28 protein-coding genes and 1 tRNA gene are annotated in these 25,982 nt (G+C 64.1%); 15 read left to right on the top strand and 14 right to left on the bottom strand.

What is annotated here, in order from left to right; genetic code table 11:
• Window positions 1–31: 31 nt before the first annotated feature.
• On the bottom strand, window positions 32–409 hold the full coding sequence (locus EJA05_RS07805; RefSeq protein ID WP_125857855.1) for an AprI/Inh family metalloprotease inhibitor: 378 nt from the start codon (window positions 407–409) through the stop codon (window positions 32–34).
• 52 nt (window positions 410–461) lie between these two features.
• Window positions 462–1,919, bottom strand: a complete 1,458-nt coding sequence (locus tag EJA05_RS07800; protein ID WP_125857854.1) for a serralysin family metalloprotease — start codon at window positions 1,917–1,919, stop codon at window positions 462–464.
• A gap of 442 nt (window positions 1,920–2,361) precedes the next feature.
• Here EJA05_RS07800 and EJA05_RS07795 point away from each other — a divergent pair, with 442 nt between their 5' ends.
• On the top strand, window positions 2,362–2,739 hold the full coding sequence (locus EJA05_RS07795) for a hypothetical protein (protein WP_125463173.1): 378 nt from the start codon (window positions 2,362–2,364) through the stop codon (window positions 2,737–2,739).
• Window positions 2,740–2,934: 195 nt separating this feature from the next.
• Window positions 2,935–5,067, top strand: coding sequence for a TonB-dependent siderophore receptor (locus EJA05_RS07790; protein ID WP_125857853.1), 2,133 nt, complete (start codon window positions 2,935–2,937; stop codon window positions 5,065–5,067).
• Between the two features lie 286 nt (window positions 5,068–5,353).
• Here the strand turns inward: EJA05_RS07790 and EJA05_RS07785 are convergent.
• Window positions 5,354–5,443: transfer RNA gene (locus EJA05_RS07785), tRNA-Ser, on the bottom strand.
• A gap of 289 nt (window positions 5,444–5,732) precedes the next feature.
• Between EJA05_RS07785 and EJA05_RS07780 the strand changes: the two genes are divergently transcribed.
• From EJA05_RS07780 to EJA05_RS07770, 3 genes are all read left to right on the top strand, one after another.
• On the top strand, window positions 5,733–6,422 hold the full coding sequence (locus tag EJA05_RS07780; RefSeq protein WP_125857852.1) for a crotonase/enoyl-CoA hydratase family protein: 690 nt from the start codon (window positions 5,733–5,735) through the stop codon (window positions 6,420–6,422).
• Between the two features lie 136 nt (window positions 6,423–6,558).
• Window positions 6,559–7,278: a lysophospholipid acyltransferase family protein gene (locus EJA05_RS07775; protein WP_125857851.1), complete on the top strand. Its 720-nt coding sequence runs from the start codon at window positions 6,559–6,561 to the stop codon at window positions 7,276–7,278.
• Between the two features lie 177 nt (window positions 7,279–7,455).
• Window positions 7,456–8,427, top strand: coding sequence for a magnesium and cobalt transport protein CorA (locus tag EJA05_RS07770; RefSeq protein WP_125463169.1), 972 nt, complete (start codon window positions 7,456–7,458; stop codon window positions 8,425–8,427).
• A 63-nt stretch (window positions 8,428–8,490) separates the two neighbouring features.
• On the opposite strand, the gene EJA05_RS07765 is transcribed toward EJA05_RS07770, so the two are convergent.
• Window positions 8,491–9,225 carry an amidotransferase gene (locus EJA05_RS07765; protein WP_125463168.1) on the bottom strand — a complete coding sequence of 245 codons (735 nt, stop codon included), beginning with the start codon at window positions 9,223–9,225 and terminating at the stop codon, window positions 8,491–8,493.
• Window positions 9,226–9,753: 528 nt separating this feature from the next.
• Between EJA05_RS07765 and EJA05_RS07760 the strand changes: the two genes are divergently transcribed.
• Window positions 9,754–10,554 (top strand): cytochrome c, encoded by an 801-nt coding sequence (locus tag EJA05_RS07760; RefSeq protein WP_125857850.1) that lies wholly within the window; start codon window positions 9,754–9,756, stop codon window positions 10,552–10,554.
• Between the two features lie 54 nt (window positions 10,555–10,608).
• Here EJA05_RS07760 and EJA05_RS07755 read toward each other — a convergent pair whose 3' ends face one another.
• The 4 genes from EJA05_RS07755 to EJA05_RS07740 form a co-directional block, all read right to left on the bottom strand.
• On the bottom strand, window positions 10,609–10,941 hold the full coding sequence (locus tag EJA05_RS07755) for a ribonuclease E inhibitor RraB (RefSeq protein ID WP_110992570.1): 333 nt from the start codon (window positions 10,939–10,941) through the stop codon (window positions 10,609–10,611).
• A gap of 185 nt (window positions 10,942–11,126) precedes the next feature.
• Complete coding sequence (locus EJA05_RS07750) at window positions 11,127–11,363, bottom strand: hypothetical protein (RefSeq protein WP_125463165.1); 237 nt, start codon at window positions 11,361–11,363, stop codon at window positions 11,127–11,129.
• 144 nt (window positions 11,364–11,507) lie between these two features.
• Window positions 11,508–13,586 carry an LTA synthase family protein gene (locus EJA05_RS07745; RefSeq protein ID WP_125857849.1) on the bottom strand — a complete coding sequence of 693 codons (2,079 nt, stop codon included), beginning with the start codon at window positions 13,584–13,586 and terminating at the stop codon, window positions 11,508–11,510.
• A 227-nt stretch (window positions 13,587–13,813) separates the two neighbouring features.
• On the bottom strand, window positions 13,814–14,005 hold the full coding sequence (locus tag EJA05_RS07740; RefSeq protein ID WP_125463163.1) for a PLDc N-terminal domain-containing protein: 192 nt from the start codon (window positions 14,003–14,005) through the stop codon (window positions 13,814–13,816).
• Between the two features lie 126 nt (window positions 14,006–14,131).
• Between EJA05_RS07740 and EJA05_RS07735 the strand changes: the two genes are divergently transcribed.
• Window positions 14,132–15,070 carry a ZIP family metal transporter gene (locus EJA05_RS07735; protein WP_125463162.1) on the top strand — a complete coding sequence of 313 codons (939 nt, stop codon included), beginning with the start codon at window positions 14,132–14,134 and terminating at the stop codon, window positions 15,068–15,070.
• 123 nt (window positions 15,071–15,193) lie between these two features.
• Here the strand turns inward: EJA05_RS07735 and EJA05_RS07730 are convergent, their stop codons facing one another.
• Complete coding sequence (locus EJA05_RS07730; RefSeq protein WP_125857848.1) at window positions 15,194–15,724, bottom strand: hypothetical protein; 531 nt, start codon at window positions 15,722–15,724, stop codon at window positions 15,194–15,196.
• A gap of 62 nt (window positions 15,725–15,786) precedes the next feature.
• Window positions 15,787–16,308, bottom strand: a complete 522-nt coding sequence (locus EJA05_RS07725; protein WP_125857847.1) for an ankyrin repeat domain-containing protein — start codon at window positions 16,306–16,308, stop codon at window positions 15,787–15,789.
• A 267-nt stretch (window positions 16,309–16,575) separates the two neighbouring features.
• On the opposite strand from EJA05_RS07725, the gene EJA05_RS07720 reads away from it, so the two are divergent.
• A complete protein-coding gene (locus tag EJA05_RS07720; protein ID WP_125463159.1) occupies window positions 16,576–16,848 on the top strand; it encodes a DUF3509 domain-containing protein in 273 nt (90 codons plus the stop codon).
• A gap of 9 nt (window positions 16,849–16,857) precedes the next feature.
• Here EJA05_RS07720 and EJA05_RS07715 read toward each other — a convergent pair whose 3' ends face one another.
• The 3 genes from EJA05_RS07715 to aroC all read right to left on the bottom strand — a co-directional run bounded on the left by EJA05_RS07715 (window position 16,858) and on the right by aroC (window position 19,785).
• Window positions 16,858–17,394: an oxidase gene (locus EJA05_RS07715; RefSeq protein WP_125857846.1), complete on the bottom strand. Its 537-nt coding sequence runs from the start codon at window positions 17,392–17,394 to the stop codon at window positions 16,858–16,860.
• Complete coding sequence (locus tag EJA05_RS07710; protein WP_125857845.1) at window positions 17,394–18,548, bottom strand: MFS transporter; 1,155 nt, start codon at window positions 18,546–18,548, stop codon at window positions 17,394–17,396. The genes EJA05_RS07715 and EJA05_RS07710 overlap by 1 nt, the downstream gene beginning before the upstream one ends.
• Before the next feature lie 145 nt (window positions 18,549–18,693).
• A complete protein-coding gene (aroC, locus tag EJA05_RS07705; protein WP_125463156.1) occupies window positions 18,694–19,785 on the bottom strand; it encodes a chorismate synthase in 1,092 nt (363 codons plus the stop codon).
• A gap of 255 nt (window positions 19,786–20,040) precedes the next feature.
• Between aroC and EJA05_RS07700 the strand changes: the two genes are divergently transcribed.
• Both EJA05_RS07700 and EJA05_RS07695 read left to right on the top strand, forming a co-directional pair.
• A complete protein-coding gene (locus EJA05_RS07700) occupies window positions 20,041–21,003 on the top strand; it encodes an alpha/beta hydrolase (RefSeq protein ID WP_125857844.1) in 963 nt (320 codons plus the stop codon).
• A gap of 123 nt (window positions 21,004–21,126) precedes the next feature.
• Entirely contained in the window at window positions 21,127–21,909 is a 783-nt protein-coding gene (locus EJA05_RS07695) for a G protein-coupled receptor family protein (protein WP_125857843.1), read from the top strand.
• 177 nt (window positions 21,910–22,086) lie between these two features.
• Here EJA05_RS07695 and prmB read toward each other — a convergent pair whose 3' ends face one another.
• On the bottom strand, window positions 22,087–22,995 hold the full coding sequence (gene prmB / locus EJA05_RS07690) for a 50S ribosomal protein L3 N(5)-glutamine methyltransferase (protein ID WP_125463152.1): 909 nt from the start codon (window positions 22,993–22,995) through the stop codon (window positions 22,087–22,089).
• Window positions 22,996–23,174: 179 nt separating this feature from the next.
• On the opposite strand from prmB, the gene EJA05_RS07685 reads away from it, so the two are divergent.
• The 5 genes from EJA05_RS07685 to EJA05_RS07665 all read left to right on the top strand — a co-directional run bounded on the left by EJA05_RS07685 (window position 23,175) and on the right by EJA05_RS07665 (window position 25,974).
• A complete protein-coding gene (locus EJA05_RS07685; RefSeq protein ID WP_110992556.1) occupies window positions 23,175–23,765 on the top strand; it encodes a cysteine hydrolase family protein in 591 nt (196 codons plus the stop codon).
• An 89-nt stretch (window positions 23,766–23,854) separates the two neighbouring features.
• Entirely contained in the window at window positions 23,855–24,175 is a 321-nt protein-coding gene (locus tag EJA05_RS07680; protein ID WP_110992555.1) for a hypothetical protein, read from the top strand.
• A gap of 181 nt (window positions 24,176–24,356) precedes the next feature.
• Entirely contained in the window at window positions 24,357–24,917 is a 561-nt protein-coding gene (locus EJA05_RS07675; protein ID WP_110992554.1) for a Smr/MutS family protein, read from the top strand.
• Between the two features lie 69 nt (window positions 24,918–24,986).
• Entirely contained in the window at window positions 24,987–25,532 is a 546-nt protein-coding gene (gene folE / locus EJA05_RS07670; protein ID WP_110992553.1) for a GTP cyclohydrolase I FolE, read from the top strand.
• A gap of 76 nt (window positions 25,533–25,608) precedes the next feature.
• A complete protein-coding gene (locus tag EJA05_RS07665; RefSeq protein WP_125857842.1) occupies window positions 25,609–25,974 on the top strand; it encodes a glutathione S-transferase N-terminal domain-containing protein in 366 nt (121 codons plus the stop codon).
• Window positions 25,975–25,982 lie beyond the last annotated feature (8 nt).

Raw genomic sequence — 25,982 nt, 5'->3', positions numbered from 1 at the left:
TGGCCCGGCACTGCAAAGTGCCGGGCGGGGGTTATGGGTGCTGGCGTTCGAGTATCAGCGGCGTGCCGTCTGGAGCAGTCCAGCCATAGCGCAGGGCGCCTTCGCGGCTGAAGTGCACCACGCTGCTGCCGTCCCCGCCCACCAGAGCCAGGGTATCCGGGGTTACCAGCCAACTGCCGGGACGCAGGCCGATCAGCTGCGCGACACAATCCAGATCGCCGCCCAGCACGCCTTCGTTGGCGTCAAGGCGCAACTCACAGGCCTGCGCTTGCTGGCTTTCAGGGTAAAGCTGCCAACGCCCGGCCAGTTGCGCGGGGTTGGGGAGTAACAGGCTGCTGGCCATACTGACCTCGGTCATCACCGTCAGGAGGATCGCCCACACGGCGATCATTGGTTTGCAAAAAGGCATGCGTCAACCTCAGCTCAAAAGGGGCGGCGCACACACGCCGCCCCCTCGTGCATCAGACCACGATGTCAGTGACAGCGGCCTGGCCAACGGTGGTCACCAGGAAATCGCCGAGGCTGTTTCCGGTGAAATCGATGGTCAGGCTGCCCAGGTTGGTGGCCTGGTCGTAGCTGAGGATCGCCTCGCCGGCATGGCCGGTGAAGGCGTTGACGAACTGCAGCGGCAGCTTGTCCACGGCGAAGGCGGCCATGCCCGACAGGTCGATCTTGTCCTGCCCGCTGGTGAAGTCCATGATCCGGTCCGGTGCCGCCTTGGTCGAATCACTGACCGCGCCGAACACGAAGGTGTCCGCGCCGGCGCCGCCCCACAGGGTATCGGCACCGCCACCGCCGTAGATGATGTCGTTGCCGGCCCCGCCCTTGAGCAGGTTGGCCACGGCATTGCCGATCAGCAGGTCGTTGCCCGAACCGCCAAAGGCATTTTCCACGGTGACGCCCTTGGCGATGGACACGTTGCCGACCATGCCGCCCACGTCTGAGAACGATGCCTCGTTGAGGTTGATCTTCTGGTTCTGGGTGAAACCGGAGAAGTCCAGGGTGTCGTTGCCGCCGCCGTCCCACACCGCGAACACCACCTTCGACGACGCCGAGGTGGCCGAGTAGAAGTCGCGATCGGCGGTGGAGTTGAAGCCATACACCGTGTCGCCCGAGCGGGTCGCGTAGTTGGCGCCGTAGAGTTTCTGGATCGCCGCGATATCGTCCAGCAGTGGCGCCGAGGCGTAGTACTGCCCGCCGCCCTTGACGAAGTTCTGCGAGGTGTTGCTCTCGCTCCAGTAGCTCATGACGCTGTAGCCGCGGGTGTCCTGGGCGTAGGTGGCGTCGCGGTAGGTCGGGTTGCCATTGCCGGCGTTGTAGTCGCCGGGGTGGGACAGCCCGAGCACGTGGCCGATTTCGTGGGTGAGGGTCTGGCGCCCGTAGTTGCCGGTGCCCGGGGTGGTGTTGACCTGGTAGCCGCTGTTGATCAGGTACCAGGATTCACCCTTGTGCGAGCCAGGCTGGTCGAACGGCAGGTAGGCGAAGGCCGCGCCGCCGTCGTTGGCGCTGTAGTTGCCGAAGGTCATGTGACCGTCGCCGCCCGACGCCGCCTCGGTGAAGGTCACCTTGGCCACGTCCGCCCAGGACTGCATGGCGAGCTTGGCCTGGTCCTTCTGCAGGCTGCTGAACTGGCTGAAGCTGCCCAGTTCGCGGCTGTAGAAGTCCGACGGTGCGCGGTTGAGGAAGGTGTAGGTGAGGCTGATGGTGCCGTCCTTGTTCAGGTCTTTCCAGGCCGCGCCATCGCGCAGGATGAAATCGGCCGCCTGGTCGACGGTGTAGGACGCTTTGCCGTTGATGTTGGCGCCGCCGCGATCGTACTGATGGGCGAAACGGTCGATCAAACCGGCGGAGGCACTCGGCCCTTGCGGTTGTAACGCAGAAGTGGCCGAAACACTGGCATTAACTTGGACTTTCGACATGCAGGTTACTTCCTTGTTTACGAACAAGCAGTTGATGTCAGACAGGAGTCTCCCACTTGGCGAGTTCATCCTGTCACTCGCCCTTATGAGGCGCAAAAAAACTGACACAAAGTGAAACTTTCTGTCCAGCGTTTTCTGACAGAACTTTTTCGTTTGTGAACACCGACACTGCCACGCCCTTATTTGCGCAAACTGTTATTACCCCGGAAAACCTGGGCAAAACCATGAGCCCAATTAATGACTCAGTGGTTTTTATTCATCCGCTCGAAGTTTACTTATGAAAACGCGACCACTTGATGTTCATTCGAAGCATCATTTCGTTTAGGCGCTTTACTGCGCGACAACCGGCCGCACGACCCTCCGTCGCCTGGCCGTTGACTTGCCCGCGCCCACGGCGCTCATTAGGCGTTGGTCAAATGCCCTTTCCCGACAGGACGACACGATGACAAGACTCACGGTGCAATCCGGCGATTTCTTGCAAGGTGAAGGCGAGTATCGCAATGGAGCGCTCACACTCAAGACCCCGCGCAGCCCCTCGCCTGGCGAGCGCATTTCCCTCACACGCATCCAGGAGCTGAAACTGGCCAACCTGGAATCGACCCGCAGCCTCGGCGGCGCCCTGGGTTGGGGCATGGCCGGAGCACTGGTGGCCGGGCCGGTCGGCCTGCTTGCCGGCCTGCTGCTGGGTGGCAAGGAGGACGAAGTGACCTTCATCGCCACCTTCAAGGATGGTCGCAAACTGCTGGCCATCACCGACGGCAAGACCTGGTCGAAGATCGACGACAACTGGCGCCGGCATCAACGGCCAGTCGCCGCCTGAATTCACCCGGGCCCCATACGTTTTCTCCCTGAGTGCCTGCGTTTGCAGGCACTTGCCCGTGCGCGCCTGTTAACATGGCGCCCTTTTGCATCCGCCTGACCGGCGCAACGCCGGCGGGTCAGCCCTGCCCGACACCTGCCCTGCCGACCGCCGCCGACCGATAACGGCGGCGTCGGTATTTTCAAGGAGCCCCGCATGACCCCGCTTCGCCCCCGCCTGCCCCTTGGCCTGCTCGGCCTTGGCCTTGCCCTGCACGGCGCCCATGCCCTGGCAGCAGACAGCGTGACCCTGGCGCCGGTAAAGGTCACCGAGGTGTACGGCAGTGATGGCTACCAGGCCCGCGAGGCGCAGGTCGGCGGGCTGCACAATGCGCCACTGCTCGATACCCCGGCGGCGGTCAGCGTGTTCAGCCGCCAGCTGCTCGACGACCGCCAGGTGCGCAAATTGAGCGAAGTGCTGCAGAGCGACGCCTCGGTGGGTGAAAGCTATGCGCCGGTCGGTTACTACGAGAACTTCAACGTGCGCGGTTTCGAGCTCAATGCCGCCAGCAGTTACCGGATCAACGGCCAGACCATCGCCGGTGAGCAGAACGTGGCACTGGAGAACAAGCAGCAGGTCGAGTTGCTCAAGGGACTTTCGGGGCTGCAAAGCGGCGTGTCGGAGCCTGGCGGGCTGGTCAACTACGTGACCAAGCGCACGGAAGACGTGCGCACCCTCAGCGTTTCCAGCAACGAACAGGGCGAACGCTACCTGGCCACCGACCTGGGCGGCTGGTTCGGCGCCGAGCGCCAGTTCGGCCTGCGCGTCAACCTGGCCCATGAAGACATCCGCAGCTATGTCGACCATGCCGACGGCAAACGCGACTTCGCCTCGCTGGCCGCCGACTGGCAGATCAACCCCGACGCCGTGCTGGAACTGGATGCTGAATACCAGCACCGCGAGCAGTACTCGGTGCCGGGCTACCAACTGCTGGGCGGCAGCCAACTGCCGCACGATGTCGACCCCAAGGACCACCTGGCCTGGCAGCAGTGGGCCAAGCCGGTGCAGAACGACTCGCTGAACCTGGGTGGGCGCTTCAAGTACCGCTTCAACGATGACTGGAACGGCACCTTGAGCGCGTCGCGCAGCAAGGTGGTGATCGATGACTACAGCGCGTTTGCCTGGGGCTCCAGTGAAGGCGCGTTCTTTGCCAGCAACGGCGACTACGACATCTATGACTTCCGCAGCCCGGACGACACCCGGCGCACCGACGAGGCCCAGGCCATGCTCGATGGCCGCTTCGACGCGTTCGGCGTGGGCCACGAACTGACGGTTGGTGCCAGCGCCCAGCGGCGCACCCTCGACCAGCGCCCGTACTACAACGAGTGGCTGGGCACGGGCAACATCTACACCGGTGCACCGGCGCTGGCGCCGTCCGACAAGCCCATCGGCGACAGCGAACGCCGCCTGGACAGCCGCCAGTACGGCCTGTTCGTCAGCGACCGCATCACCTTCGACGAACACTGGCAGACCGTGATCGGCGCTCGCGAAGTGCGCCTGGACGAGAAGACCTGGGATGAAAACGGCATCGCCGGCCGGCATACCCGGCAGTACCAGTTGCTGCCCAACGCCGCGCTGATCTACAAGCCGCAGGCGGATACCACGCTGTACGCCAGCTACTCCAAAGGCCTTTCCAGTGGCAGCACGGCGCCTTGGTTCGCCAGCAACGCCGCCGAGATCCTCGCCCCCACCCTGTCGCGCCAGCTGGAAGTGGGTATCAAGCGCGACTGGCAGGGCATGAGCTTCAGTGCCGCGCTGTTCCAGATCCGCCAGGCCTACCAGTACGCGCAGCCGCAGGACGACGGCAGCTTCACCTATGTGCAGCAAGGCCAGCAGAAGAACACCGGCCTGGAACTGGGCGCCAGCGGCTGGGTGACCTCGAAACTGCAGGTTCAGGCCAGTGCCGCGGCGATCCGCGCCCGGGTGCAGGACAGCGGCACCGACGCCTATGAAGGCCATCAGGCGATCAACGTGCCACGCCTGCGCGCCGCGCTGCACGCCGACTACGCCCTGCCCGTGCCAGGCCTGGCGCTGCTCGGCGGCGCGCGCTACAGCGCCAGCAAATATGCCAGCCAGGCCGGCAACGTCGAAGTCGGCGGCTACACCGTGTTCGACCTCGGCAGCCGTTACAGCACCCGCATCGGCGGCTACGACACGGTGCTGCGCCTCACCGTGGACAACGTGTTCGACAAGCGCTACTGGCGCGACGTGGGCGACTACCTGGGGGACAACTACTTGTTCCAGGGCGCTCCGCGTACTGCGCGGTTGTCGGCTTCGGTGAGTTTCTGACGCAAAGCGCCTTCTGTGGAAGCGGCGGTTCGCCGCTGCAATCTACCCGCGAAGCAAGCACCGCGCAGCATGGCACCGGCGCTGCCGGTGTTCGCGGGTGAACCCGCTCCCACATGGGCCGCGCTAACCTCGAGGCAAGCATCGTACCTGTGGGAGCAGGCTTGCCAGCGATGAGGCCAGCACTGACAACATAAGACAGTTGCTCCCACAGGGTTTCATGGGGCTTTCGGATCAGCCAAAACAAAAAGCCCCCGAACCTTTCGATTCGGGGGCTTCTCGTAGAATGTGGCGGTGAAGAAGGGATTTGAACCCTTGATACGATTTCTCGTATACACACTTTCCAGGCGTGCTCCTTCGACCACTCGGACACTTCACCGTTTCTCTTCAAGCTGTTTAGCCTGTCGAGGCGCGCTAATTTAGTAGAAGAGTCTTTCTTTGGCAAGCATTTTTTTCAGAATTTTCATGCGCTTAAGCCAATCAGCCGAATTCTCTCGGTTATCAAGGCAAAGCTGCCATTGTGGCCTGCGCTTTTACCTGCCGCAGATGCGCCGGCCCGATGGCGCGAGGGGTAGCGGCCTGGCGCTGACCAACCGGTCAGCCTTGGTGCTTTACCTGGCAGGCGACGCTGGGTAACGTCGTCGCCACGCCCCCCTAAGGACTCTGCCATGAGCGAGCTGATTACCTACCACGCCGAAGACGGCATCGCCACCCTGACCCTGAACAACGGCAAGGTCAACGCGATCTCGCCGGAGGTCATCAAGGCGTTCAACGCCGCGCTCGACCGCGCCGTCGAGGAACGTGCAATCGTGATCATCACCGGCCAGCCGGGCATTCTCTCCGGCGGTTACGACCTCAAGGTGATGACCGCCGGCCCTAAAGAAGCCGTCGGGCTGGTCACCGCTGGCTCCACCCTGGCCCGCCGCCTGCTCTCGCACCCCTTCCCGGTGATCGTCGCCTGCCCAGGCAACGCGGTGGCCAAGGGCGCCTTCCTGCTGCTGTCGGGCGACTACCGCATCGGTGTCGAAGGCCCCTACAAGATCTGCCTGAACGAAGTGCAGATCGGCATGACCATGCACCATGCCGGTATCGAACTGGCCCGTGACCGCCTGAGCCGTGCAGCCTTCCAGCGTTCGGTGAACAATGCCGAGGTGTTCGACCCGCAGGGCGCGGTGGACGCTGGCTTCCTCGACAAGGTGGTGCCGGCCGAGCAACTGCTGGAAACCGCCACCGCGGTCGCCCGCGAAATGAAGAAGCTGAACATGCTGGCGCACAAGAACACCAAGCTGAAGGTGCGCAAAGGCCTGCTGGAGGTGCTGGACGAGGCCATCCTGTCGGACCAGAACCACCTGGGCTGATTGGCTGCCCGGAACGCCTGTGGGATCGGCCTTGTCGGGCCGTTCCTACAGACAGGACATCAAGCCTCCCACAGCATTTGCCGCCAACAGTGCACGTCCGTACACTGCGCCGCGATCGTTCTGTGTGAGTCGTACCATGCTTTATCTGCTTCGCATGCTCCTGCTGGGGCTGCATTTCCTGCTCGTGGGAGTGCTTGGCCTGGTCATCGGCCTGCTGCGCCCGTTCAACCCCGACAACAGCCGCCTGTTCGCCCGCCTCTACAGCGTGCCCGCCGCTTGGTTCATGGGCATCAAGGTCAAGGCCGAGGTCGGCCCGCTGTGGGACCAGCCCCCGGGCTGCGTGATCATTGCCAACCATCAGTCCAACTACGACCTGTTCATCATTGGCCAGGTGGTACCGCGGCGCACCGTGGCCATCGGCAAGAAAAGCCTGGGCTGGGTGCCGCTGTTCGGCCAGCTGTTCTGGTTGGGCGGCAACGTGCTGATAGACCGTAAAAACGTCTTCCAGGCACGCCAGGCCCTGCAGGCGACTACCCGCACCTTGCAGCACGACACCTCGATCTGGGTCTTCCCCGAGGGCACGCGCAACCCGGGCGAACAGCTGTTGCCGTTCAAGAAAGGCGCGTTCCACATGGCCCTCGAAGCCGGTGTGCCGATCGTGCCGGTGTGCGTCAGCCGTTACACGCGGCGCATGGGCCTGAACAGCTGGCGCCGGCGCACGGTGATCATTCGCTCGCTGGCGCCGATCGCCACCGCAGGCCTGACCCAGCAGGACCTGCCAGCCGTGATCGAGCAGTGCCAGGCGCAGATGCAGCATTGCATCGACCATATGGAAAACGAGCTGCCCGGCAACTGAGCCTGACTCTAGGGCCCATCGCCGGCAAGCCGGCTCCCACCTCGACCGCGTGCGCCACTCTGTGGGCGCCGCGGCTTGCCGGCCTAGGGCCTGCGCAAATCTTCATGTCCACGGGTTGCCCCAATCGCTTACACAGCCCAAGCTGTCCGTCGTGTTCAACCGAATAAGCGGGCAACCATGGGTCGAGTCGTCGCGTCTGCGGTGTACAGCGCCGGCAGGAAAGTCACCAACATCAACCTCGATGAAGGCGCCGAGTGGGCACGCAAGCCCGGGCATTTCGTCTGGATCGGCCTTGAAGAGCCCAATGCCGAGGAGCTGGCCAACCTGCAGCGTCAGTTCGGCCTGCATGAGCTGGCGATCGAAGACGCCCTGGAAAAACACAGCCGGCCGAAACTCGAAACCTTCGGCGACGCACTGTTCATCGTCACCTACTCCCCGGTGCGCCACGAGGGCCGGCTGGAATTCATCGAAACCCACATCTTTGCCGGCAACGGCTACATCATCACCTGCCGCAACGGCCATTCGAAATCCTATGCCCTGGTGCGCCAGCGTTGCGAGGCGCGCCCGCTGCTGCTCGAACACGGTGAAGATTTCGTGTTGTACGCCTTGCTCGACTTCGTCACCGAGAACTACCAGCCGGTCAGCGAAGCCATCCACGGCGAAATCGAAGAGCTGGAGCAGAGCGTGCTGAGCAACTCGCTCAAGGAAGAGGATATCCAGCGCCTGCACAGCCTGCGCCGCGACATCCTGCGCCTGCGCCGCTACGTGGCGCCGATGGTCGAGGTGAGCGAGGAGCTGCAGCGCCTGAACTTCCCGTTCATCGACAAGAACATGCGCCCCTACTTTCGCGACGTGCAGATCCACGTCACGCGGCAGATGGAGGATTTGGCCGGCATCCGCGACATCGCCAGCCAGACCATCGAGATCGGCATGCTGCTGGAGTCATCGCGCCAGAGCATCACCCAGCGCAAGTTCGCGGCCTGGGCGGCAATCCTGGCGTTCCCCACGGCGATTGCCGGAATTTATGGGATGAACTTCCAGAACATGCCGGAGCTGGGCTGGCATTACGGCTATTTTGCCGTGCTAAGCGTGATCGGGCTGGGGTGTGCGGGGTTGTTCTACAGCTTCAAGCGTTCGGGCTGGCTGTAGAACGCATCGCGGGGCAAGCCAGCTCCCACGGCCTCCGTGGGAGCTGGCTTGCCCCGCGATCGATCAGGCGGCGTCAGGCTTCGACTTGGCCGGCTGTTGGATGAAGCGCAGCATCCACTCGCCCACCAGGTCACCCTGGTGCTCGCTGGCCAGGCTGGCCACGGCTTTCTGATAGACCTCATCACCCAGGTAATCCTGGCGCGCATCGAGCAATGCGCGGGAATAGTCGTGGACGAACTCCGGATGGCCCTGGAAGCACAACACCTGGTCGCGAATGTGATAGGCGGCGTTCGGGCAGAAATCGCTGGAGGCGATCACCGTTGCATCCTTGGGCAGCTGGGTGACCTGGTCCTGGTGGCTGATCAGCAGGGTCAGCTCGGACACTTGCGGGTCCATCCACGGGGCATGGGCCGCCAGGCTGTAGCGATGAATACCCACACCCCAGCCCTTGTCGGCGCGCTCGGCCTTGCCACCGAGGGTCAAGGCCAGCAGTTGATGGCCGAAGCACACGCCCAGCAGCTTCTCGCCGCGCTCATAAAGTTTGAGCAGGTAGGCCTTGAGAGTCTGGATCCAGGGGTCGTCGCCGAACGAGTCGGCCTTGCTGCCTGTGACCAGGTAAGCATCGAAGGCTACGCCGTCCGGGGGGTAGTCGCCGTTCATGACGTTGAACACGTCAAACTCGGCAGCGATCGGCTGACGCGAAAACAGCTGCTCGAACATCCTTCCGTAGCCCTGGTACTGCGTGAGCAGCTCCGGTCGCAAGACATCGGTTTCAAGGATGCAGATGCGTAACGACATAGCGGTAGTCCTGAACGACATGTGGGTGGGATTTGCTGTAAAGACTGACGCGAAATATCAGCACAAGCAAGTAGGATGTCCGGACGAACGGTAGGCCCTGTAACCCTCGGTAACCCCCTGCGCGCACTCGTCTAGCCAGAGCGTGCCAGCGAGGTGGCCAGTGGCCTTAAAACCCTCGGATATCAATGCAAAATCCAATAGAACAAAGGGTTCTGAAACATCCCTGACGCGCGCCCTACTGTTGGTTGTATATCGACAAAACACGAGGCAAGCAGCGACGGCGTCTTACCACGCCACTGCGATCGACCCGACGCGTGACAGGGAAGCCAAGGGTTATTCAGGAATAACAACAAGAAGGCGGTCCGCCATGTTCAGACAATCGAAAGTACGCCAAGCCGGGCTCATACTGTTCGCCACCACACTGCTACTGATTCTGCCGAACCTCACCCGGCTGTTTGGCTGACGGCGGCTGTGGCCTTTGCAGGTTATGCACGGGTAATCTGCCAACCTTGATGGTTGGAGACCCCCATGCGCCTGTACCTCGCCCTGCTCTGCCTGTTGCTCACACCGCCGCTTTCGGCGGCGCAGTTGAACCTGGAGCTGGGCGAAAAGCACCGGCAATGGCAGAGCGAGCAACTGCTCCACCACCCACAAGCCCGCGATATCATCATCGAACAGGATGTGGCCTACAAACGCACGGTGCATTACCGCGCCGTGCCGCTGGCGGCGCTGCTCGAAGGGGTGAGCGCAGCCGATCACCTGCAAGCCGTGGCCCTGGATGGTTTCGCCGCCGAAATGCCGGCGGCTCCGCTGCTGCAAAGCGGCCCGGCCCAGGCCTGGCTGGCCATCGAAGATCCCGCCCATGGCTGGCCGCCGCTCGCCGCCGGCAAGCCGAGCGCCGGGCCGTTCTACCTGGTTTGGACCAACCCCCGGGCCAGCGGTATCCGCCCCGAACAATGGCCGTTCCAGATCGCCACGATCCGCCGCCTGGCTGCGGTGGAGGTACGCTTCCCTGCCCTGTTGCCCGCCCCCGCGTTGCCTGAGCACGACCCGGTGCGCCAGGGCTTCGCCCTGTTCCAGCAGAACTGCCTGGCCTGCCACCGCCTCAATGGCGCAGGCGACGCGCAATTCGGCCCGGACCTGAACCTGCCGCACAACCCCACCGAGTATTTCCAGCCGGCGTTCCTGCGCCAGTACATCCGCGACCCGCAGAGCCTGCGGCGGTGGCCGCAGGCAAGGATGCCGGGGTTTTCCACGCAGGTGCTCAACGAGCAGGAGCTCGATGCGTTGCTGGCGTATCTGAAACATATGGCGGGGCGTAAACAGTGAAGCCGACCTTGCGCTGACTGCAGGAGCGGCCTTGCCGGGGCGCTCCTGCAGGTCTCAGGCGATCGGCCGCTCCTGCTTGACGCCCCAGCCTTCGACCTCGCCGCCATAAGGCGAAACGACGCGTTCGAACGATGCCTCGAAAGCGCCAATCCCCCCGTAGGTGGCATACATGACCTTGCTCAGTTCCAGGTGCCAGGCGCCATCGTCGCGCTCGCTCACCTGGGCACTGAGCGACTCCCCACGGAACTGCCCCGCCGCCCGGCGCGCGCAGGCCTCGTCGGGGAAAACGGCATAGAACTCAATGGGGTGGATGCGGGTGAAGTCAAAACCGCCAGCTTTCATCTGGCTAAGAACACTGCTGCTGATATCGTCGTTCAGGCTGCTCATGAAACGTCCTCCTGCAATGCAATGGATAGACTTTCCGTGCACAACGCACTCACCTGGCACTTGAGACCTGCCTGGCGTTTAGAGCTGATGCAAAACGAGAATGAAGACGACGCGGACCCGCAGAATAGGCCCACGTCTTCAAGCAGCGTAGTGCCTGAGCCGGCACCTCGCCAGAAACCCGTTATTCAGGGGGCTTCGTCAATAGCGGTGATGGTGACGCCGTTCTGCTCCTTGAGCCAACGCGCCGTCGGGGAAAAGCTGCGGTCCTGAAAATCGTTGAGGTCCAGTTCATCCATCAGCGGAAACAGACGGGAGCGAATCGCCCGTGCGGCATCTTCCTCGCTGGGGCGCTGCTCGGCGTTGAGCAACAGCGATTGCGGTTCGCCCTTCTGGTCAGCAAAGCGCACTTCCCACTCTTTCATCGATCAGCCCTCGCTACCACTACGGTGAGTGAAACTGCGTACTAGCTTGACCCTGACAAGGGGGCAATTGTTCAGCCCCAAGCATGAAACCTGATAAAAAAAGCCCGCCGGGTCAGGGCGGGCTTTTTCGATGCAGCGACTTAGTTACTTCGGCGTGCCATGGACCACACCAGCGGTGTTGTCCAGCAAGCTCTTGGTCGCGGTCTGGATGTACGCCTCCAGTTTTTTCTGCAACTGCGACTCGTCCGGGCTGTCGATCAGCTCGGCCTTGAACTCACGGCCCAGCTGGTAACGGTACATGCGCGGGCTCATGTCCTTGGACTCGATGAGGATACGGTCACCCTGCACCAGGCCGACGATCTGTTCGCTGCCCGACGGCTTGATGATACCCACGCCCTGGTCGCCTTCCGGCAGGTTGAGCAGGTCACGGCCCCAGCACTGGTGGCGGGCCTGGCCACCGAGGCGGCCCATGATGGTCGGCACGATGTCGACCTGGGTGCCCACGGTGTGGTTGACCGCGCCGAACTTGTCCTGGATACCCGGGGCAATCAGCAGCAGTGGCACGTTGAAGCGGCCCAGGTCCAGCTCGGTGACCTGCTGGTGGTTGCCGAAGCCGTGGTCGCCAACGATGACGAACAGGGTCTCCTTGAAGTACGGCTCCTTGCGCGCCTTCTCGAAGAACTGGCCCAGCGCCCAGTCGGAGTAGCGCATGGCGGTCAGGTGCTCGTCCAGGCGGCCTTGACCGGTGACCTTCTCGACCGGCAGGTCCTTGGGCAGTGCGTACGGGGTGTGGTTGGACAGCGTCTGCAGCAGGGCATAGATCGGCTTCTTGCCGTCATGCTTGGCCAGCTCTTCGTTGCCGCGGTCGAACATGTCCTGGTCGGAAACGCCCCAGGTCGGGTCGGAGAACACCGGATTGACGAAGTCGTTGCGGCCAATGAAGGTGGTCATGCCCTGGTTGCCGAAGAACCCGGACTGGTTATCCCAGGCGAAGTCACCGTTGTAGACGTAGACGTCGTCGTAATCGCGGGCGCTGAGCAGCGCTGGCAGGCCGGACAGCTTGTGGCCGCCTTCCGGGGTCTGCATCAGGTATTCGAAGCCCGGCAGGTTGGGGAAGCAGGCCATGGTGGCGAACATACCCTGGTGGGTATGGGTGCCGTTGGAGAAGAAGCGGTCGAACAGCAGCCCCTCTTTGGCCAGCTTGTCGAAATACGGAGTGATGTTGGTCTCGCTGCCCAGGGCGCCCACCGAATGCCCGGCGAAGCTCTCCATCAGGATGACCACCACGTTCTTGATCGGCAGGGTGCGTTCCTGGGGCGGCACGAAGTCGCGACGGATCGCCGCTTCGTCGGCATCGACCAGGGTGTCATGCGGGGTCAGCAGTTGGTCGCGCACGCTCTGGGTGGCCAGGTTCTGGTCCAGGGTCGCTTTCCAGATGTTGGCGCGGTCTTCACCGAAGCGGCTCTTGGCGGCATCGATCAGGGTCAGGGTGCCGTTCAGGCCAAGCTGGTTGACGAAGTTCGAGTCAGTGGTGAAAGCATCGCCCCAACGCATGGGCGGGCCCTGGCGCAGGGTGCCACGGGCGGCCACCACGGCGATCAGCAGGATGACCACGAACACCACCAGGCGACCGTACCAAGGCGCCACGGTGCGCGCGCCAGCGCCTTGCAGGCTGGCGTTACCGCCACGGGTCAGGCGGTCGATGCCCTTGAACAGCAGGCTCAAGAGCCAGGTGCCGACCAGCCAGGCCAGGATGTAGCGCACCACCGGGAAGCCGTACCAGAGCATGCTCATGACGGTCTTGGGGTCTTCCTTGATGTACTGGAACACCAGGCCGTTCAGGCGCTGGTGGAACTCGCGGTAGAAATCCATCTCCATCAGGCCGAGGAACATCACCACGCTCGACGCGATGGTCAGCCACAAGCGGAACAGGCCACGCCGGGCCATCAGCCAGGGGCTGAGCAGGGCCAACAGCAGCGGAATGCTGATGTACACCACCACCCGCAGGTCGAAGCGCAGGCCGTTGAGGAAACCTTCGGCCACGGTCGAGTAAGGGGTGTCGCCGATCATGTCGCTGTTGTAGACCAGCAGCGCCAGGCGCACGAGGCTGAGCATCAGCATGATCACCAGGCCGCTGAGCAGCGTATAGGCCAGGTGGGATTTCAGGGTCGGCGAGAACGAGCCTCGCGCGCCCCCTTGCTTCAGGGCGTCCGTGATAGCCATGAATGGAGAGGTCCTAGGATTGCGGGTTTGCGAAAAGGGCGAAATCGCCGACAGCCAGGCCTTGCCATCGATCATGGCGCCGGACCAGGGCGGTATTGTGCGGCGCGGATTCTCGAAAATCGAGTGTGAAAATTTTGTCGATAGCGCCCGTCACAGGCTATGGCAGGATAGGCCTTGTCGTCGGCAAATTGTAACTGCTGATGCCAGCTTTTCGCGGTATCAGGTGATCAGATCCGCAGGTTGCCCCGCGGGCCGGCAATGGCCCAGATGATCAGCCCCAGCACCGGCAGCAGCACGATCAGCAGGATCCACAACACCTTGATACCGACTTCGGCGCTGCTTTTGAGTACGTTCAGCACCGCCCAGATGTCCAGGGCGAGGATGACCAGGCCGACCAGCCCGTTGAAAGTAGAGCCCATGCCGCCGCTCCCGTGTGGTGAATGTGAGCCAGAGCATAGCTGGCTATGGCCTCGATAGAGGGGAATCCTTGGTCCCACGGGCCAGTCAGTGGATAGACTGGCAGCATTCATCGCTTCGAGGTCCGCATGCCCCCAGCCCACAACCACAACGCCGCCCCCTTCTCGCCACTCGGCGCCTGGCGGCAACAGGCCCGCACCACACCCTGGCTCAGCGCCGGCCTGGGCTTGAGCCTGCTGGCCATCATCGCACTGCTGCTGGCGAGCATCTGGAATGCGCTCAATGGCGATCATGCCGACCACCTGCCCCTGGCCACCCTCGGCGGCCTGTCCGGCTTTGCGGCCACCGCGCTGGGCGCGGTGCTGGCGGTGGTGCTGCGCGACGTCAGCGCGCGCAGCCAGGACGTGATGCTCGGCTTTGCCGCCGGCATGATGCTCGCCGCCAGTTCCTTCTCCCTGATTCTTCCCGGCCTCGACGCTGCCCGCGAGATCACCGGCAACGGCCCGGCCGCAGCCTTCACCGTGGTGCTGGGCATGGGCCTGGGCGTGCTGCTGATGCTCGGCCTCGACCGTTTCACCCCGCACGAGCACGAAAGCACGGGCCCCTGTGGCCCGCAAGCCGAGCGGGTGAGCCGGGTGTGGCTGTTCGTGCTGGCCATCACCCTGCACAACCTGCCCGAAGGCATGGCCATCGGTGTGAGTTTCGCCAACGGCGACATGAGCATCGGCCTGCCACTGACCAGCGCCATCGCCATCCAGGACATTCCCGAGGGCCTGGCTGTCGCCCTGGCCCTGCGCGCCACGGGGCTGTCCAACTTCAAGGCGGCGCTGGTGGCGATCGGCTCCGGCCTGATGGAGCCGTTGGGTGCGGTGATCGGCCTGGGCATCTCCACCGGCTTCGCCCTGGCCTACCCGATCAGCATGGGCCTGGCGGCGGGAGCGATGATCTTCGTGGTGTCCCACGAGGTCATTCCGGAGACCCACCGCAACGGCCACCAGACCTCGGCGACACTGGGGTTGATGGGCGGGTTTGCGGTGATGATGTTTCTCGATACCGCGTTGGGTTGAAACTGACAACTGCCTTCAGGGCCATTTCGCGGGTAAACCCGCTCCCACAGGTTTTGTACAGGGCCTGAGGCCAGCTCAGTACCTGTGGGAGCGGGTTTACCCGCGAAAAGAGCGACGCAGGTTTCAGACGTGCACAGCCACCTTCAACGCTTCCAGCGCCGGCTCGACCTTGATCCCCACCGCAGCGCCCAGCTCCAGCACCCGCGCCAGGTCGCTCTGCCCCACCATCACCACCTGCAACTCGTCGTCGAGCAACTGGCTGAAGTTCAGCAGCACATAACCGCCGGCTTCCTTGTTCAGCGCGCCCATCTGCACCTGGATGCGGTTGAGCGCGGTCAACGGCTCGGTACGTACCAGTTGCTTGGGCTTGAGGGTGAACGGCACGCTCTTGTCGAACGAATCGCTGATCTGCTGAAACAGGTCCTGGTAGCTGTCGGCCTGGAACAGCACAGTGTCGGGCAGGCTGCCGACCACCACCCATTCGCCCAGCGGGAACGGGAAGGTATCGTCGTAATTGATGTCTGGGTTGGCAGCAAGGAAGGCGGCGGGGTCGGCGTAAGCCTGGGCGGCCTCGTCGGCGATGCGCTCGATATCCTCATCGCGCATGCAGCCGGCAGCGATGAGACGGATGAGTTCGAGCAACTGGTCTTTCATGGGGGGGCCCTGCGGGTTGGCGTGAAAAGGCGCCAAGGATAGCCGCAAACGCCCCCGGGCCGTTAGCCGGCGAGTGCTTCGAGGCGCGCTGCAGCGTCCGTCGCGCCCATGGTGCGCGCCGCCATCAGTGCGGTGGCACCCCCGGCATCGCGGTGCGCCGGGTCGGCGCCCTGGGCCAGCAGGTAGTCGATGATCTCCAGGCGATTGAACATCGCCGCCAGCATCAGTGCGGTACGGCCGTCCGCTGCGGCGGCGTCCACGGGCACGCCCTGCTCCAGCAGCAGGCGAATCATCGCCAGGTCGCCCTTGAATGCCGCGCCGGCGATGGGCAACTGGCCGTTGTCGTTGGCGATCAGTGGGTCGGCACCGTGGCCGAGCAGCACCTGCACCGCCTCATGGTGGCCGTGATAGCTGGCCAGCATCAGCAGGGTATCGCCCTTGTGGTTGCGTAAATCGACCGGCAAGCCGCTGTCGAGCAGGCGCCCGAGCATCGGCGCATCGCCGCGGCGGGCACGCTCGAAGACTTCTTCGGCGAATGCGGCGGTTTCTTCGGCGGTCATGGGCGCGGGCTGTTGGTCGGACATCTGGAACCTCGTGGCAATTGAATGGGCCCAAGTGTTGGTCAGGCACCGCCAGCGGGTCAAAGGTTCAGATTCTATGGGGGGCAGAGACAGAAGCTATGACCGTGCAAATTGCACTGTGCAAATTGCACGACCTTGCAGAATGCAATCCAGGGCGTTCCCAAATAATCAATAACTCATTGTTTATAAAGGATTTTTTACAACAAGAAGAATGGCACGATCACTGCAAAACCCAACTCATGTCTGCCCACACATCAGTCAGGAGTTGATATGGACCTCATCCAGCAAAAGTTCGTCTCGGTGTTTTCCGCTTATCAGGTGGACACGAAGGCCCGCCCGGACGGCGGTGTGCTGCTGACCTTGCGCGCCGCCGATGGCGTGGTCACCCGCCGAGTGCTGAGCTACGCGCAACTGCACAGTGCCGAACAGCTGTCGTGGGCGATCAGTGCGCTGCGCCGTGACCTCGCCGAACAAGCCAGCGAACTGCCAGTGATCTCCAGGCTGCAGAGCCAGCAGCGCTTCGCGCTGCCAACCTACCGCTAAGCGGCTGTTTCAGAGCTCGCCAAACCCCGGGAACTGCCGGGCACCGGCATCACCGGTGAAACGCGGCTGCACGCCCTGCTCGCTGGCGTGCAGCCGCAACGCCAGGCAGAACGGCGTGTCCCCCAGGTCAAGCCAGCGCCGGGTGCCAGCCGGCACCACCAGCACATCATCTTTTTCACACAGCACGGCATAGACGAAATCGCCCAGGCGCAGGCTCAGCTGCGCACGCCCGCTGATCAGCGCGAACACTTGCTCGTCGTCATGCACATGCTCGTCGCGCAAGTCGACCTCGGCGGGGTCGTCGCCATCGCGGCTGAGCAGGCTGAAGGTTGCACTGCCATGCTCGCTCATCAGCCGGTCGAGCGGTGCGCGGCACGCGTCCAGCACCTCGCTCAGGCTGCTGCCAGGACGCAGGCGCGCGCCGGATTCCCAGCGCACCAGGCGTACACCCTGCTCGGCCAGGGTGGCGACGATGTCGTCGTGGTGAGTCAGTACCTTGTTCGCAAGCTCGGGGCTGCTGCTGTGGAAAACGCTGAGGATGCTCATCAGGGGTCGTTCCTGCTGTCTTTCAAACGGAGGGCAATGATAACGGCTGCCGCCAGTGCCGCGACGCTGGCCATACCAAAGGTGAAGTGCGGGCCCAGGAGTTTCCAGCTGTAACCCGAATACAGCGCGCCCAGCGCACCGCCGGTGCCGGACAAGGCGGCGTACAACGCCTGGCCCTGGCCCTGCTGGCGGGCACCGAAGCTGGACTGCACGAAGGCAATGCTGGCGGCGTGGAAGCAACCGAAGGTGGCGGCGTGCAACACCTGGGCAAGCACCAGCACCGCCGGGATATCCGCCAGGTTGCCCAGCAGCAGCCAGCGCACGGCGGCCAGCAGGAAGCTCGCCAGCAGCACCCGGCGTACCGAAAAACGCGCAAAGATGCGGCTCATGGCCATGAATACCAGCACCTCGGCCACCACCCCCAGCGCCCACAGCAGGCCGATCGCACCGCGGCTATAGCCCAGCGACTCCAGGTGCAGGGTGAGGAAGGTGTAGTACGGGCCGTGGCTGAGTTGCATCAGCCCCACGCACAGGTAGAACGCCAGCACGCCCGGGGCCAGCAACTGCTTGAGGAAGCCCCCTGCCCCGCGCCGCTCGGCATGCTCCGGCGGCTGGGCGTTGGGCACCCACAGGCTGGCGGCGACGATGCCGGCCATGATGGTCACCAGGGCCACCGGGTAGATGTCCAGGCTCAACTGTTCGAACAGGCGCCCCAGGCCGACCACGGTGAGGATGAAGCCGATCGAGCCCCACAGCCGCACCTGGCTGTAGCGCGCGGTCTGGCCGTGCAGGTGGGCCAGGGTGATCACTTCGAACTGCGGCAGCACCGCATGCCAGAAGAACGCGTGCAGGGCCATCACCAACGCCAGCCAGGCGTAGCTCTTGCCGAAGAAGATCAGCGAGAAGGTCGCCAGGGTCGACAAAGCCCCCAAACGCACGATCAACAGGCGCTGGCCACTGCGGTCACCCAGCCAGCCCCACAGGTTGGGGGCGACGCAACGCATCAGCATGGGGATGGCCACCAGCTCGCCGATGCGTGCCGGGGAAAAGCCCAGGTGATCGAAGTACAGGGCCAGGAACGGCGCCGTGGAGCCGAGCAGGGCGAAGTAGAAAAGGTAGAAGCTGGACAGGCGCCAGTAGGGGATGGGGGGCATGGGGCAGACCGCGGGTTCGGTGGTGTCTGACCGGGCCTATCGCTGGCAAGCCAGCTCCCACAGGTTATGCGCAGGCCTCAGCGACAACCCATGACCTGTGGGAGCCGGCTTGCCGGCGATAGCGCCGGCACAGTCGGCTGAATACTCAGAGCTGGCCCAGCACCGGGGTATTCACCTTCACGTCGGCATTCTGCCCGCGGTGGCGCAGCAGGTGGTCCATCAGCACGATGGCCATCATCGCTTCGGCGATCGGCGTGGCACGGATACCGACGCACGGATCGTGACGGCCCTTGGTGATCACTTCCACCGGGTTGCCATCGATGTCGATCGAGCGGCCCGGCGTGGTGATGCTGGAGGTCGGCTTGAGCGCCAGGTGGGCGACGATCGGCTGGCCGGAAGAGATGCCACCGAGAATGCCGCCGGCGTTGTTGCTGAGGAAGCCTTCCGGCGTCATTTCGTCTCGGTGTTCGGTGCCGCGCTGGGCGACGCAGGCGAAACCGGCGCCGATCTCAACGCCCTTGACGGCGTTGATGCTCATCAGTGCATGGGCCAGCTCGGCGTCGAGGCGGTCGAAGATCGGCTCGCCCAGGCCCGGCATCACGCCCTCGGCCACCACGGTGATCTTCGCCCCGACCGAATCCTGGTCACGGCGCAGTTGGTCCATGTAGGCCTCGAGCTCCGGCACCTTGGCCGGGTCGGGGCTGAAGAAGGCGTTGTCTTCCACCGAGTCCCAGGTTTTGAACGGGATCTCGATCGGGCCGAGCTGGCTCATGTAGCCGCGCACGCGGATGCCCTGGGTGGCCAGGTACTTCTTGGCGATGGCGCCTGCTGCCACGCGCATGGCGGTCTCGCGCGCCGAGCTGCGCCCGCCGCCGCGGTAGTCGCGCTCGCCATACTTGTGGTGGTAGGTGTAGTCGGCGTGGGCCGGGCGGAACAGGTCCTTGATCGCCGAGTAGTCCTTGGACTTCTGGTCGGTGTTGCGGATCAGCAGGCCGATCGAGCAGCCGGTGGTGCGGCCTTCGAACACGCCGGAGAGGATCTCCACTTCATCGGCTTCCTGGCGCTGGGTGGTATGCCGGCTGGTGCCGGGCTTGCGCCGGTCAAGGTCATGCTGCAGATCGGCCAGGGAGATTTCCAGGCCGGGCGGGCACCCATCGACAATGGCGACCAACGCCGGGCCATGGCTTTCGCCAGCGGTGGTGACAGTGAACAGCTTGCCGTAGGTATTGCCGGACATGGACGCTCCGCGAAATCAGCCTGAGTGGGACGAAAGCAGCAGTATACGGAAAACGCCACAGGATGGGTTGCCCATGCCGGCCTCTTCGCGGGTAAACCCGCTCCCACAGCGGCTACTGTGAGTTCAAAACCGGCGCTGGCCCTGTGGGAGCGGGTTTACCCGCGAAGAGGCCGGCACAGGTCAACTCGACGCGCCGCACGAACCTTCCCCTTCCGGCTCTGTCTTACCCTCACCTCCCCAAGCAGCCCCCCATCCATGAAGTCGCGCCTCATCACCCTGCTCCTAATGCTGTGCGCCAGCCTGGCCCAAGCGGCCGCCCCTACCGTGCTGCAACGCCCGATCGACCTGGACACCGGCCAGGGCGTGCTGCACGGCAGCCTGCTGTTGCCGCAGCAGGACACCCCGCCGCCGGTGGTGCTGATCATCGCGGGTTCCGGCCCCACCGACCGCGACGGCAACAACCCGGCCTCCGGGCGCATCGACAACCTCAAGCGCCTGGCCTTGCTGCTGGCCGGCGAACACATCGCCAGCGTGCGCTACGACAAGCGCGGGGTGGCCGCCAGCCAGCCGGCCACCCCGGACGAGCGCGATCTGAGCGTCGAGCGCTACGTCGCCGACGCCGTGGCCTGGGGCCAGAAACTGCGCCACGACCCACGTTTCGGCCCATTGATCCTGGTCGGCCACAGCGAGGGGGCACTGATTGCCAGCCTGGCCGCCGAGCAGGCCGGCGCCAGCGCGGTCATCACCCTGGCCGGCAGCGGCCGCCCGGTGGCCGATGTGCTGCGCGAGCAGTTGGCCCAGCGCCTGCCGGCGGCGCAACTGGCCGGTGGCGTGGCCCTGATCGACCGCCTGCAGGCCGGGCAGACCAGCCTGGATGTACCGGCCCCGCTGCGCCAGGTGTTCCGCCCCAGTGTGCAGCCGTACCTGATTTCGCTGCTGCGCCAGGACCCGGCGGCGGCGTTCGCCAGGCTCCAGGTGCCGGCGTTGATCATTCAGGGGCGCAACGACGTGCAGGTAGAGGTTGCCGACGCCGAGCGGCTCAAGGCCGCCAAGCCCGACGCGCAACTGGCGCTGATCGACGGCATGAACCATATGTTGCGCATCAGCCCCCGGGACATGCGCCAGCAACGCGACAGCTACAGCAATCCCGAACTGCCGCTGGCCCGCGAACTGGGCGAACGGATCGTCGCCTTCATCCATGGCCTGCCGCCGGCCTGAGCTTTCCTGCCGCCGTAGGCTCAGGTCTTGGCGATGGCTGCCGATAACGCGGCATGAGAAGGCGGTGACTGCGCGTGCGATGTCCACCAGCACCCGGCCGCCGCGCACCTGAGGATTGCCCTGATGACCGATGCTCCCGCCGCCGAGGCGACCGAAGAACAAGCCCCGGAAAGCGCCCCGCAGCCGTGGGCGGACCTGGCTGCCGAACACTTCCAGCTGCTGCGCCTGGCCGCCCTGCCGACCGATCGCAACAGCGGCGCCCGCCCGCTGCGCTTCGTCCAGTTCGGTTACGCCGAGCGGCATGACAAGGCCCATAGCCTGCTGCGCATGGAAATCCGCCTGCCCGGGCAGAAAGTGCGCAAGGAACAGAACCAGCTGGATATTCGCGTCGATCACGAACAGCGCCTGGTGCGCATCGGCAGCGACGCCGGCCTGCAGCTTGAGCCACTCAATCGTGGGCTTGGCCGCTACCTGCTGGCCCAGGCGGTGCAATGGCTGCAGCAGCGCTGCTCGGGCTACCACGTCGAAGGCATGAGCCTGCCGAACAAGGACGCGCTGAACGAAGACACGCGCCTGCGCCGCGACCATGTGCTGACCAGCGTCGGCCTGGCCGTGGAGTACAGCGAAGGCCAGATACTCAAGGGCGCCGTGGTGGAAACCACAGTGGGCCAGCTCAAGGGCGGCTGGAATACCGAGAAGGTGCAGCGGGTCGACATCCTCGACGCCGCCGGCATGCTGCAGCAGGCCGAGCAGAACCTGATGGAAAAGGAAGCGCAGCTGCGCGAGCGTGACGAGCGTGTGGCCAAGTACCGCCGCGAGGACAATGGGCTGCGCTTCACCATCACCTGCCTGGTGGCCTTTGCGGTGTTCCAGGCCGGGCTGCTGATCTGGATTGCCACTCGCTGACACAGCCGCAAGCCAGCGGTCGGGGTGGGAGCAATTGCCTTGTATAGCTTGCACTGACCTCATCGCCGGCAAGCCGGCTCCCACAGGAATTACGCATAGCTTGGGTTTATGCGATCAGTGTGGGAGCCGGCTTGCCGGCGATGGGCTGCACAGCAGCCCCAGATCAGCGAATGCCGATCAAACCCGCGAAGCGAACAGTTCCTGATGCTGCCGGCACTGCTCGGCAGTCAGCATGAACACCCCGTGCCCGCCGCGCTCGAACTCCAGCCAGGCAAAGTCCACCTCGGGGTACAACGCCTCGACATGCACCTGGCTGTTGCCCACTTCGACAATCAGCAAACCTTTCTCGGTCAGATGGTCAGCCGCCTCGGCGAGCATGCGCCGCACCAGGTCCAGGCCGTCATTGCCGCAGGCCAGGCCCAGTTCCGGCTCGTGGTGGTATTCGGCCGGCATGTCGGCAAAGTCTTCCGAGTCGACGTATGGCGGGTTCGACAGGATCAGGTCGAAGCGCTGCCCCGGCAGGCCGGCGAAGCCATCACCCTGCACGGTGTAGACCCGCGTATCCAGCCCGTGTCGCTCGATGTTCTGGTTGGCCACTTCCAGGGCGTCGAAGGACAGGTCGCCCAGCACCACCTCAGCCTCCTGGAACACCTCGGCAGCAACGATGCCGATGCAACCGGAGCCGGTGCACAGGTCGAGGATGCGCGCAGGTTCCGCCGCCAGCCACGGCTCGAAGCGTTTTTCGATCAACTCGCCAATCGGTGAGCGCGGCACCAACACACGCTCGTCGACAATGAACGACATGCCGCAGAACCACGCCTCGCCCAGCAGGTAGGCGGTCGGTACCCGCTCCTCGATACGGCGCTTGAGCAAGTGCATCAAACGCACCCGCTCGTCGTCCTCCAGTTGGCAGTCCAGGTAGCTGTCGGCCACCTCCCACGGCAGGTGCACGGCGCCGAGCACCAGCAGGCGGGCCTCGTCCCAGGCATTGTCGGCACCGTGGCCGAAGAACAGCTCATGCTCATGGAAGCGGCTGACCGCCCAGCGGATATGGTCGCGCAGGGTGCGCAGGCGGGATGTGATCACGGAAGACTCCTTTTCAGACAGGCCAAAAGTCTAACAGCCCACACCACACAAATGCTCTCTCCGATAGCCGAATGGATAGCCACAGGCCAGTAACCATGCCGCCTGCAATGTCAACCATTCACATTGGCGCCAAGGCAAGGGAGAATAGGGGCACAAAAGCCCTACCCAAGGAGCCCTTGATGTCCGTTCCAACCACGATGTTCCGCCTCAGCGGCCGCGACTACCCGCCGGCCAAGCTGGGCCAAGCCAGCCTGATCGTCATCGACGCGCAAAAGGAGTACCTGAGCGGTCCGTTGGCGCTGTCGGGCATGGACGAGGCCGTGGCCAACATCGCCCGGTTGCTCGACGCTGCCCGCAAGGCCGGGCGCCCGATCATCCACGTTCGCCACCTGGGCACCGTCGGCGGCCTGTTCGACCCGCAAGGCGCGCGCGGCGAGTTCATCCCGGGCCTGGAGCCGCTGGCCGGTGAAACCATCATCGAAAAGCGCATGCCCAACGCCTTCAAGAACACCAAGCTGCACGAAACGCTGCAGGAGCTCGGCCACCTGGACCTGATCGTGTGCGGCTTCATGAGCCACTCCAGCGTCAGCACCACCGTACGCCGCGCCAAGGACTATGGTTATCGTTGCACCCTGGTGGAAGATGCCTCGGCGACCCGCGACCTGGCCTTCAAGGACGGGGTCATCCCGGCCGCACAGATTCACCAGTGCGAGATGGCCGTGATGGCCGACAACTTCGCCTGCGTGGCCCCTACCGCCAGCCTGGTCTGAACCAGGCACCGCCCGGCGGACGGGCGGAACCCAAGGGCGCACAGCAGGTCGAAACCCGGATCAGCGACACCCGATCCCGAGGAATTCGAATGAAGCTCAAAGGCAGTTTCGATGCCAGACGCCTACGCCAGCGCGAGCCGCGCAACTGGGGCGCGCGCCTGGCCGCCGCCTTCTCCGTCCTGCTGGCCACCCTGGGCATCCTGCTCGCCATGGCCGGCATCGCCGGCCTGCTGGGCAACTACCCCGCCCTCGCCGAACTCAATGCCAACCGCCCACTCGCGGCCACACTGACTGTGGTCGGGCTGTTGCTGCTGTATGTCGGCGTGCGCTTCTGGCGCCGCAGCCGTATTCGCCTGCGCCGCGGGCGTGAGCTGAACCTGTCGCCGCATTTGATGAAAAAACACGACTGATATCCCGTTCGTCAGTACCGGCCTCATCGCCGGCAAGCCGGCTCCCACAGCGACCGTGTCATTCCTGAACCCAGTATCATCCTGTGGGAGCCGGCTTGCCGGCGATGAGGCCCGCACCATTAACTCAAGACTTCACTAAGGCCCACACTCGCGTAAACTACGCCGCCCACGTGGAGGCACCATGCAAGACGACGATTTTTCCCTCTTTCGCAGCGAAGTACGCGGGGTCAAGCAGATCAAGCACGACCGCGCCGAAGTCGGCAAAGCCAAGGCCGATCGCAAGCAACTGGCCGGCCTGCGCCAGGCGGCGACCATCCGCAGCGACCAGCCACTGGTGGTCGACGGCCTGTCCGACCAGTTCGTCATCGACGTCGGCGCCGAAGACGAGCTGATGTGGCGCCGCGACGGCGTGCAGGAAGGCCAGATCCGCAAGCTCAAGCTCGGCCAGATCGCCTTCGAGGGCAGCCTCGACCTGCACGGCATGAGTGTGGAGAAAGCCCGCGAGATCCTCTGGGACTTCATCGCCGAGGCCACCAAGCTGGAAGTACGCTGCGTGCGCGTCACCCACGGCAAGGCCGCGCGTATCGACGGCAAGCGCCCGATGATCAAGAGCCACGTCAACACCTGGCTGCGCCAGCACCCGCAGGTGCTCGGCTTCGCCTCGTGCCAGGCCCGCCACGGTGGTACTGGCGCGGTGTATGTCATGCTCAAGCGAACCATGCTCGAAGGCCGCGACGAGTGACATCGCGCTTGCAGCGCCGCCGCCGCCGCCGTACCCTTCGCCTTTGCGAAATTTTCCACAGGTAGATCCATGTCCCTGGAACAGAACTACACCGAGATCCTCAGCCAACTGGGTGAGGACGTCTCCCGCGAGGGCCTGCTCGACACGCCCAAGCGGGCTGCAAAGGCCATGAAGTACCTTTGCCGCGGTTATGAGCAGACCCTGGAAGAAGTCACCAACAACGCGCTGTTCAGCTCCGACAACAGCGAAATGGTGCTGGTCCGGGACATCGAGCTGTATTCGATGTGCGAACACCACATGCTGCCGTTCATCGGCAAGGCCCATGTCGCCTACCTGCCCAAGGGCAAGGTACTGGGCCTGTCGAAAGTGGCGCGCATCGTCGACATGTTCGCCCGTCGCCTGCAGATCCAGGAAAACCTCAGCCGCCAGATCGCCGAGGCCGTGCAACAGGTGACCGGTGCCGCCGGCGTGGCCGTGGTCATCGAAGCCAAGCACATGTGCATGATGATGCGCGGTGTCGAGAAGCAGAACTCCACCATGCTCACCTCGGTGATGCTCGGCGAGTTCCGGGACAACGCCGCCACCCGCAGCGAGTTCCTCAGCCTGATCAAGTGATCGGCCTATGATCCGCAGCCGACCCCCAGGGGTCGGCTTTTTGTTTTGTGCGCCTCAACCAGATCAGGAGTCAGTCATGATCGTCAAAGCCCTGCGGGTCGGCCTCGGCCAGCTCATCGTGTTCGGCGACTGGATCAGCCGCCCGGCCAAGAAGAAGCGTGATGCCTCGGCCCAGGCGCGCGTTGAACAGGACGCCAAGGGCCTTGCCCTGTACCAGTTCCACGCCTGCCCGTTCTGCGTGAAGACCCGTCGCACCCTGCACCGCCTCAACGTGCCGGTGGCGCTGCGCGACGCCAAGAACGATGCCCAGCACCGCCAGGCGCTGCTCGAAGGCGGTGGCCGGGTGAAAGTGCCATGCCTGCGCATCGATGAAGGCGACAAGGTGACCTGGATGTATGAGTCCAAGGACATCATTGCCTACCTGGACAAGCGCTTCGCTTAGAGGCTACA

Origin of the sequence: Pseudomonas oryziphila, from assembly GCF_003940825.1 — a bacterium.
GTDB classification, from domain to species: domain Bacteria; phylum Pseudomonadota; class Gammaproteobacteria; order Pseudomonadales; family Pseudomonadaceae; genus Aquipseudomonas; species Aquipseudomonas sichuanensis.
The sequence above is the reverse complement of the archived record's forward strand: the minus strand, read 5'-3'. Positions and strand labels throughout refer to the sequence as shown.

Excerpts from the sequence above, each read along its gene's own strand:
- EJA05_RS07775 (WP_125857851.1), top strand. The coding sequence starts at position 6,559 with ATGCTTTATCTGCTTCGCATGCTCCTGCTGGGGCTGCATTTCCTGCTC.
- EJA05_RS07735 (WP_125463162.1), top strand. The coding sequence starts at position 14,132 with ATGCCCCCAGCCCACAACCACAACGCCGCCCCCTTCTCGCCACTCGGC.
- EJA05_RS07770 (WP_125463169.1), top strand. The coding sequence starts at position 7,456 with ATGGGTCGAGTCGTCGCGTCTGCGGTGTACAGCGCCGGCAGGAAAGTC.
- EJA05_RS07695 (WP_125857843.1), top strand. The coding sequence starts at position 21,127 with ATGACCGATGCTCCCGCCGCCGAGGCGACCGAAGAACAAGCCCCGGAA.
- EJA05_RS07685 (WP_110992556.1), top strand. The coding sequence starts at position 23,175 with ATGTCCGTTCCAACCACGATGTTCCGCCTCAGCGGCCGCGACTACCCG.
- EJA05_RS07700 (WP_125857844.1), top strand. The coding sequence starts at position 20,041 with ATGAAGTCGCGCCTCATCACCCTGCTCCTAATGCTGTGCGCCAGCCTG.
- EJA05_RS07710 (WP_125857845.1), bottom strand. The coding sequence starts at position 18,548 with ATGCCCCCCATCCCCTACTGGCGCCTGTCCAGCTTCTACCTTTTCTAC.
- EJA05_RS07790 (WP_125857853.1), top strand. The coding sequence starts at position 2,935 with ATGACCCCGCTTCGCCCCCGCCTGCCCCTTGGCCTGCTCGGCCTTGGC.
- EJA05_RS07805 (WP_125857855.1), bottom strand. The coding sequence starts at position 409 with ATGCCTTTTTGCAAACCAATGATCGCCGTGTGGGCGATCCTCCTGACG.
- EJA05_RS07665 (WP_125857842.1), top strand. The coding sequence starts at position 25,609 with ATGATCGTCAAAGCCCTGCGGGTCGGCCTCGGCCAGCTCATCGTGTTC.
- EJA05_RS07750 (WP_125463165.1), bottom strand. The coding sequence starts at position 11,363 with ATGAAAGAGTGGGAAGTGCGCTTTGCTGACCAGAAGGGCGAACCGCAA.
- EJA05_RS07740 (WP_125463163.1), bottom strand. The coding sequence starts at position 14,005 with ATGGGCTCTACTTTCAACGGGCTGGTCGGCCTGGTCATCCTCGCCCTG.
- EJA05_RS07725 (WP_125857847.1), bottom strand. The coding sequence starts at position 16,308 with ATGTCCGACCAACAGCCCGCGCCCATGACCGCCGAAGAAACCGCCGCA.
- EJA05_RS07795 (WP_125463173.1), top strand. The coding sequence starts at position 2,362 with ATGACAAGACTCACGGTGCAATCCGGCGATTTCTTGCAAGGTGAAGGC.
- EJA05_RS07715 (WP_125857846.1), bottom strand. The coding sequence starts at position 17,394 with ATGAGCATCCTCAGCGTTTTCCACAGCAGCAGCCCCGAGCTTGCGAAC.
- EJA05_RS07780 (WP_125857852.1), top strand. The coding sequence starts at position 5,733 with ATGAGCGAGCTGATTACCTACCACGCCGAAGACGGCATCGCCACCCTG.
- EJA05_RS07680 (WP_110992555.1), top strand. The coding sequence starts at position 23,855 with ATGAAGCTCAAAGGCAGTTTCGATGCCAGACGCCTACGCCAGCGCGAG.
- EJA05_RS07675 (WP_110992554.1), top strand. The coding sequence starts at position 24,357 with ATGCAAGACGACGATTTTTCCCTCTTTCGCAGCGAAGTACGCGGGGTC.
- EJA05_RS07800 (WP_125857854.1), bottom strand. The coding sequence starts at position 1,919 with ATGTCGAAAGTCCAAGTTAATGCCAGTGTTTCGGCCACTTCTGCGTTA.
- EJA05_RS07760 (WP_125857850.1), top strand. The coding sequence starts at position 9,754 with ATGCGCCTGTACCTCGCCCTGCTCTGCCTGTTGCTCACACCGCCGCTT.
- EJA05_RS07720 (WP_125463159.1), top strand. The coding sequence starts at position 16,576 with ATGGACCTCATCCAGCAAAAGTTCGTCTCGGTGTTTTCCGCTTATCAG.
- EJA05_RS07745 (WP_125857849.1), bottom strand. The coding sequence starts at position 13,586 with ATGGCTATCACGGACGCCCTGAAGCAAGGGGGCGCGCGAGGCTCGTTC.
- folE (WP_110992553.1), top strand. The coding sequence starts at position 24,987 with ATGTCCCTGGAACAGAACTACACCGAGATCCTCAGCCAACTGGGTGAG.
- EJA05_RS07730 (WP_125857848.1), bottom strand. The coding sequence starts at position 15,724 with ATGAAAGACCAGTTGCTCGAACTCATCCGTCTCATCGCTGCCGGCTGC.
- aroC (WP_125463156.1), bottom strand. The coding sequence starts at position 19,785 with ATGTCCGGCAATACCTACGGCAAGCTGTTCACTGTCACCACCGCTGGC.
- EJA05_RS07755 (WP_110992570.1), bottom strand. The coding sequence starts at position 10,941 with ATGAGCAGCCTGAACGACGATATCAGCAGCAGTGTTCTTAGCCAGATG.
- EJA05_RS07765 (WP_125463168.1), bottom strand. The coding sequence starts at position 9,225 with ATGTCGTTACGCATCTGCATCCTTGAAACCGATGTCTTGCGACCGGAG.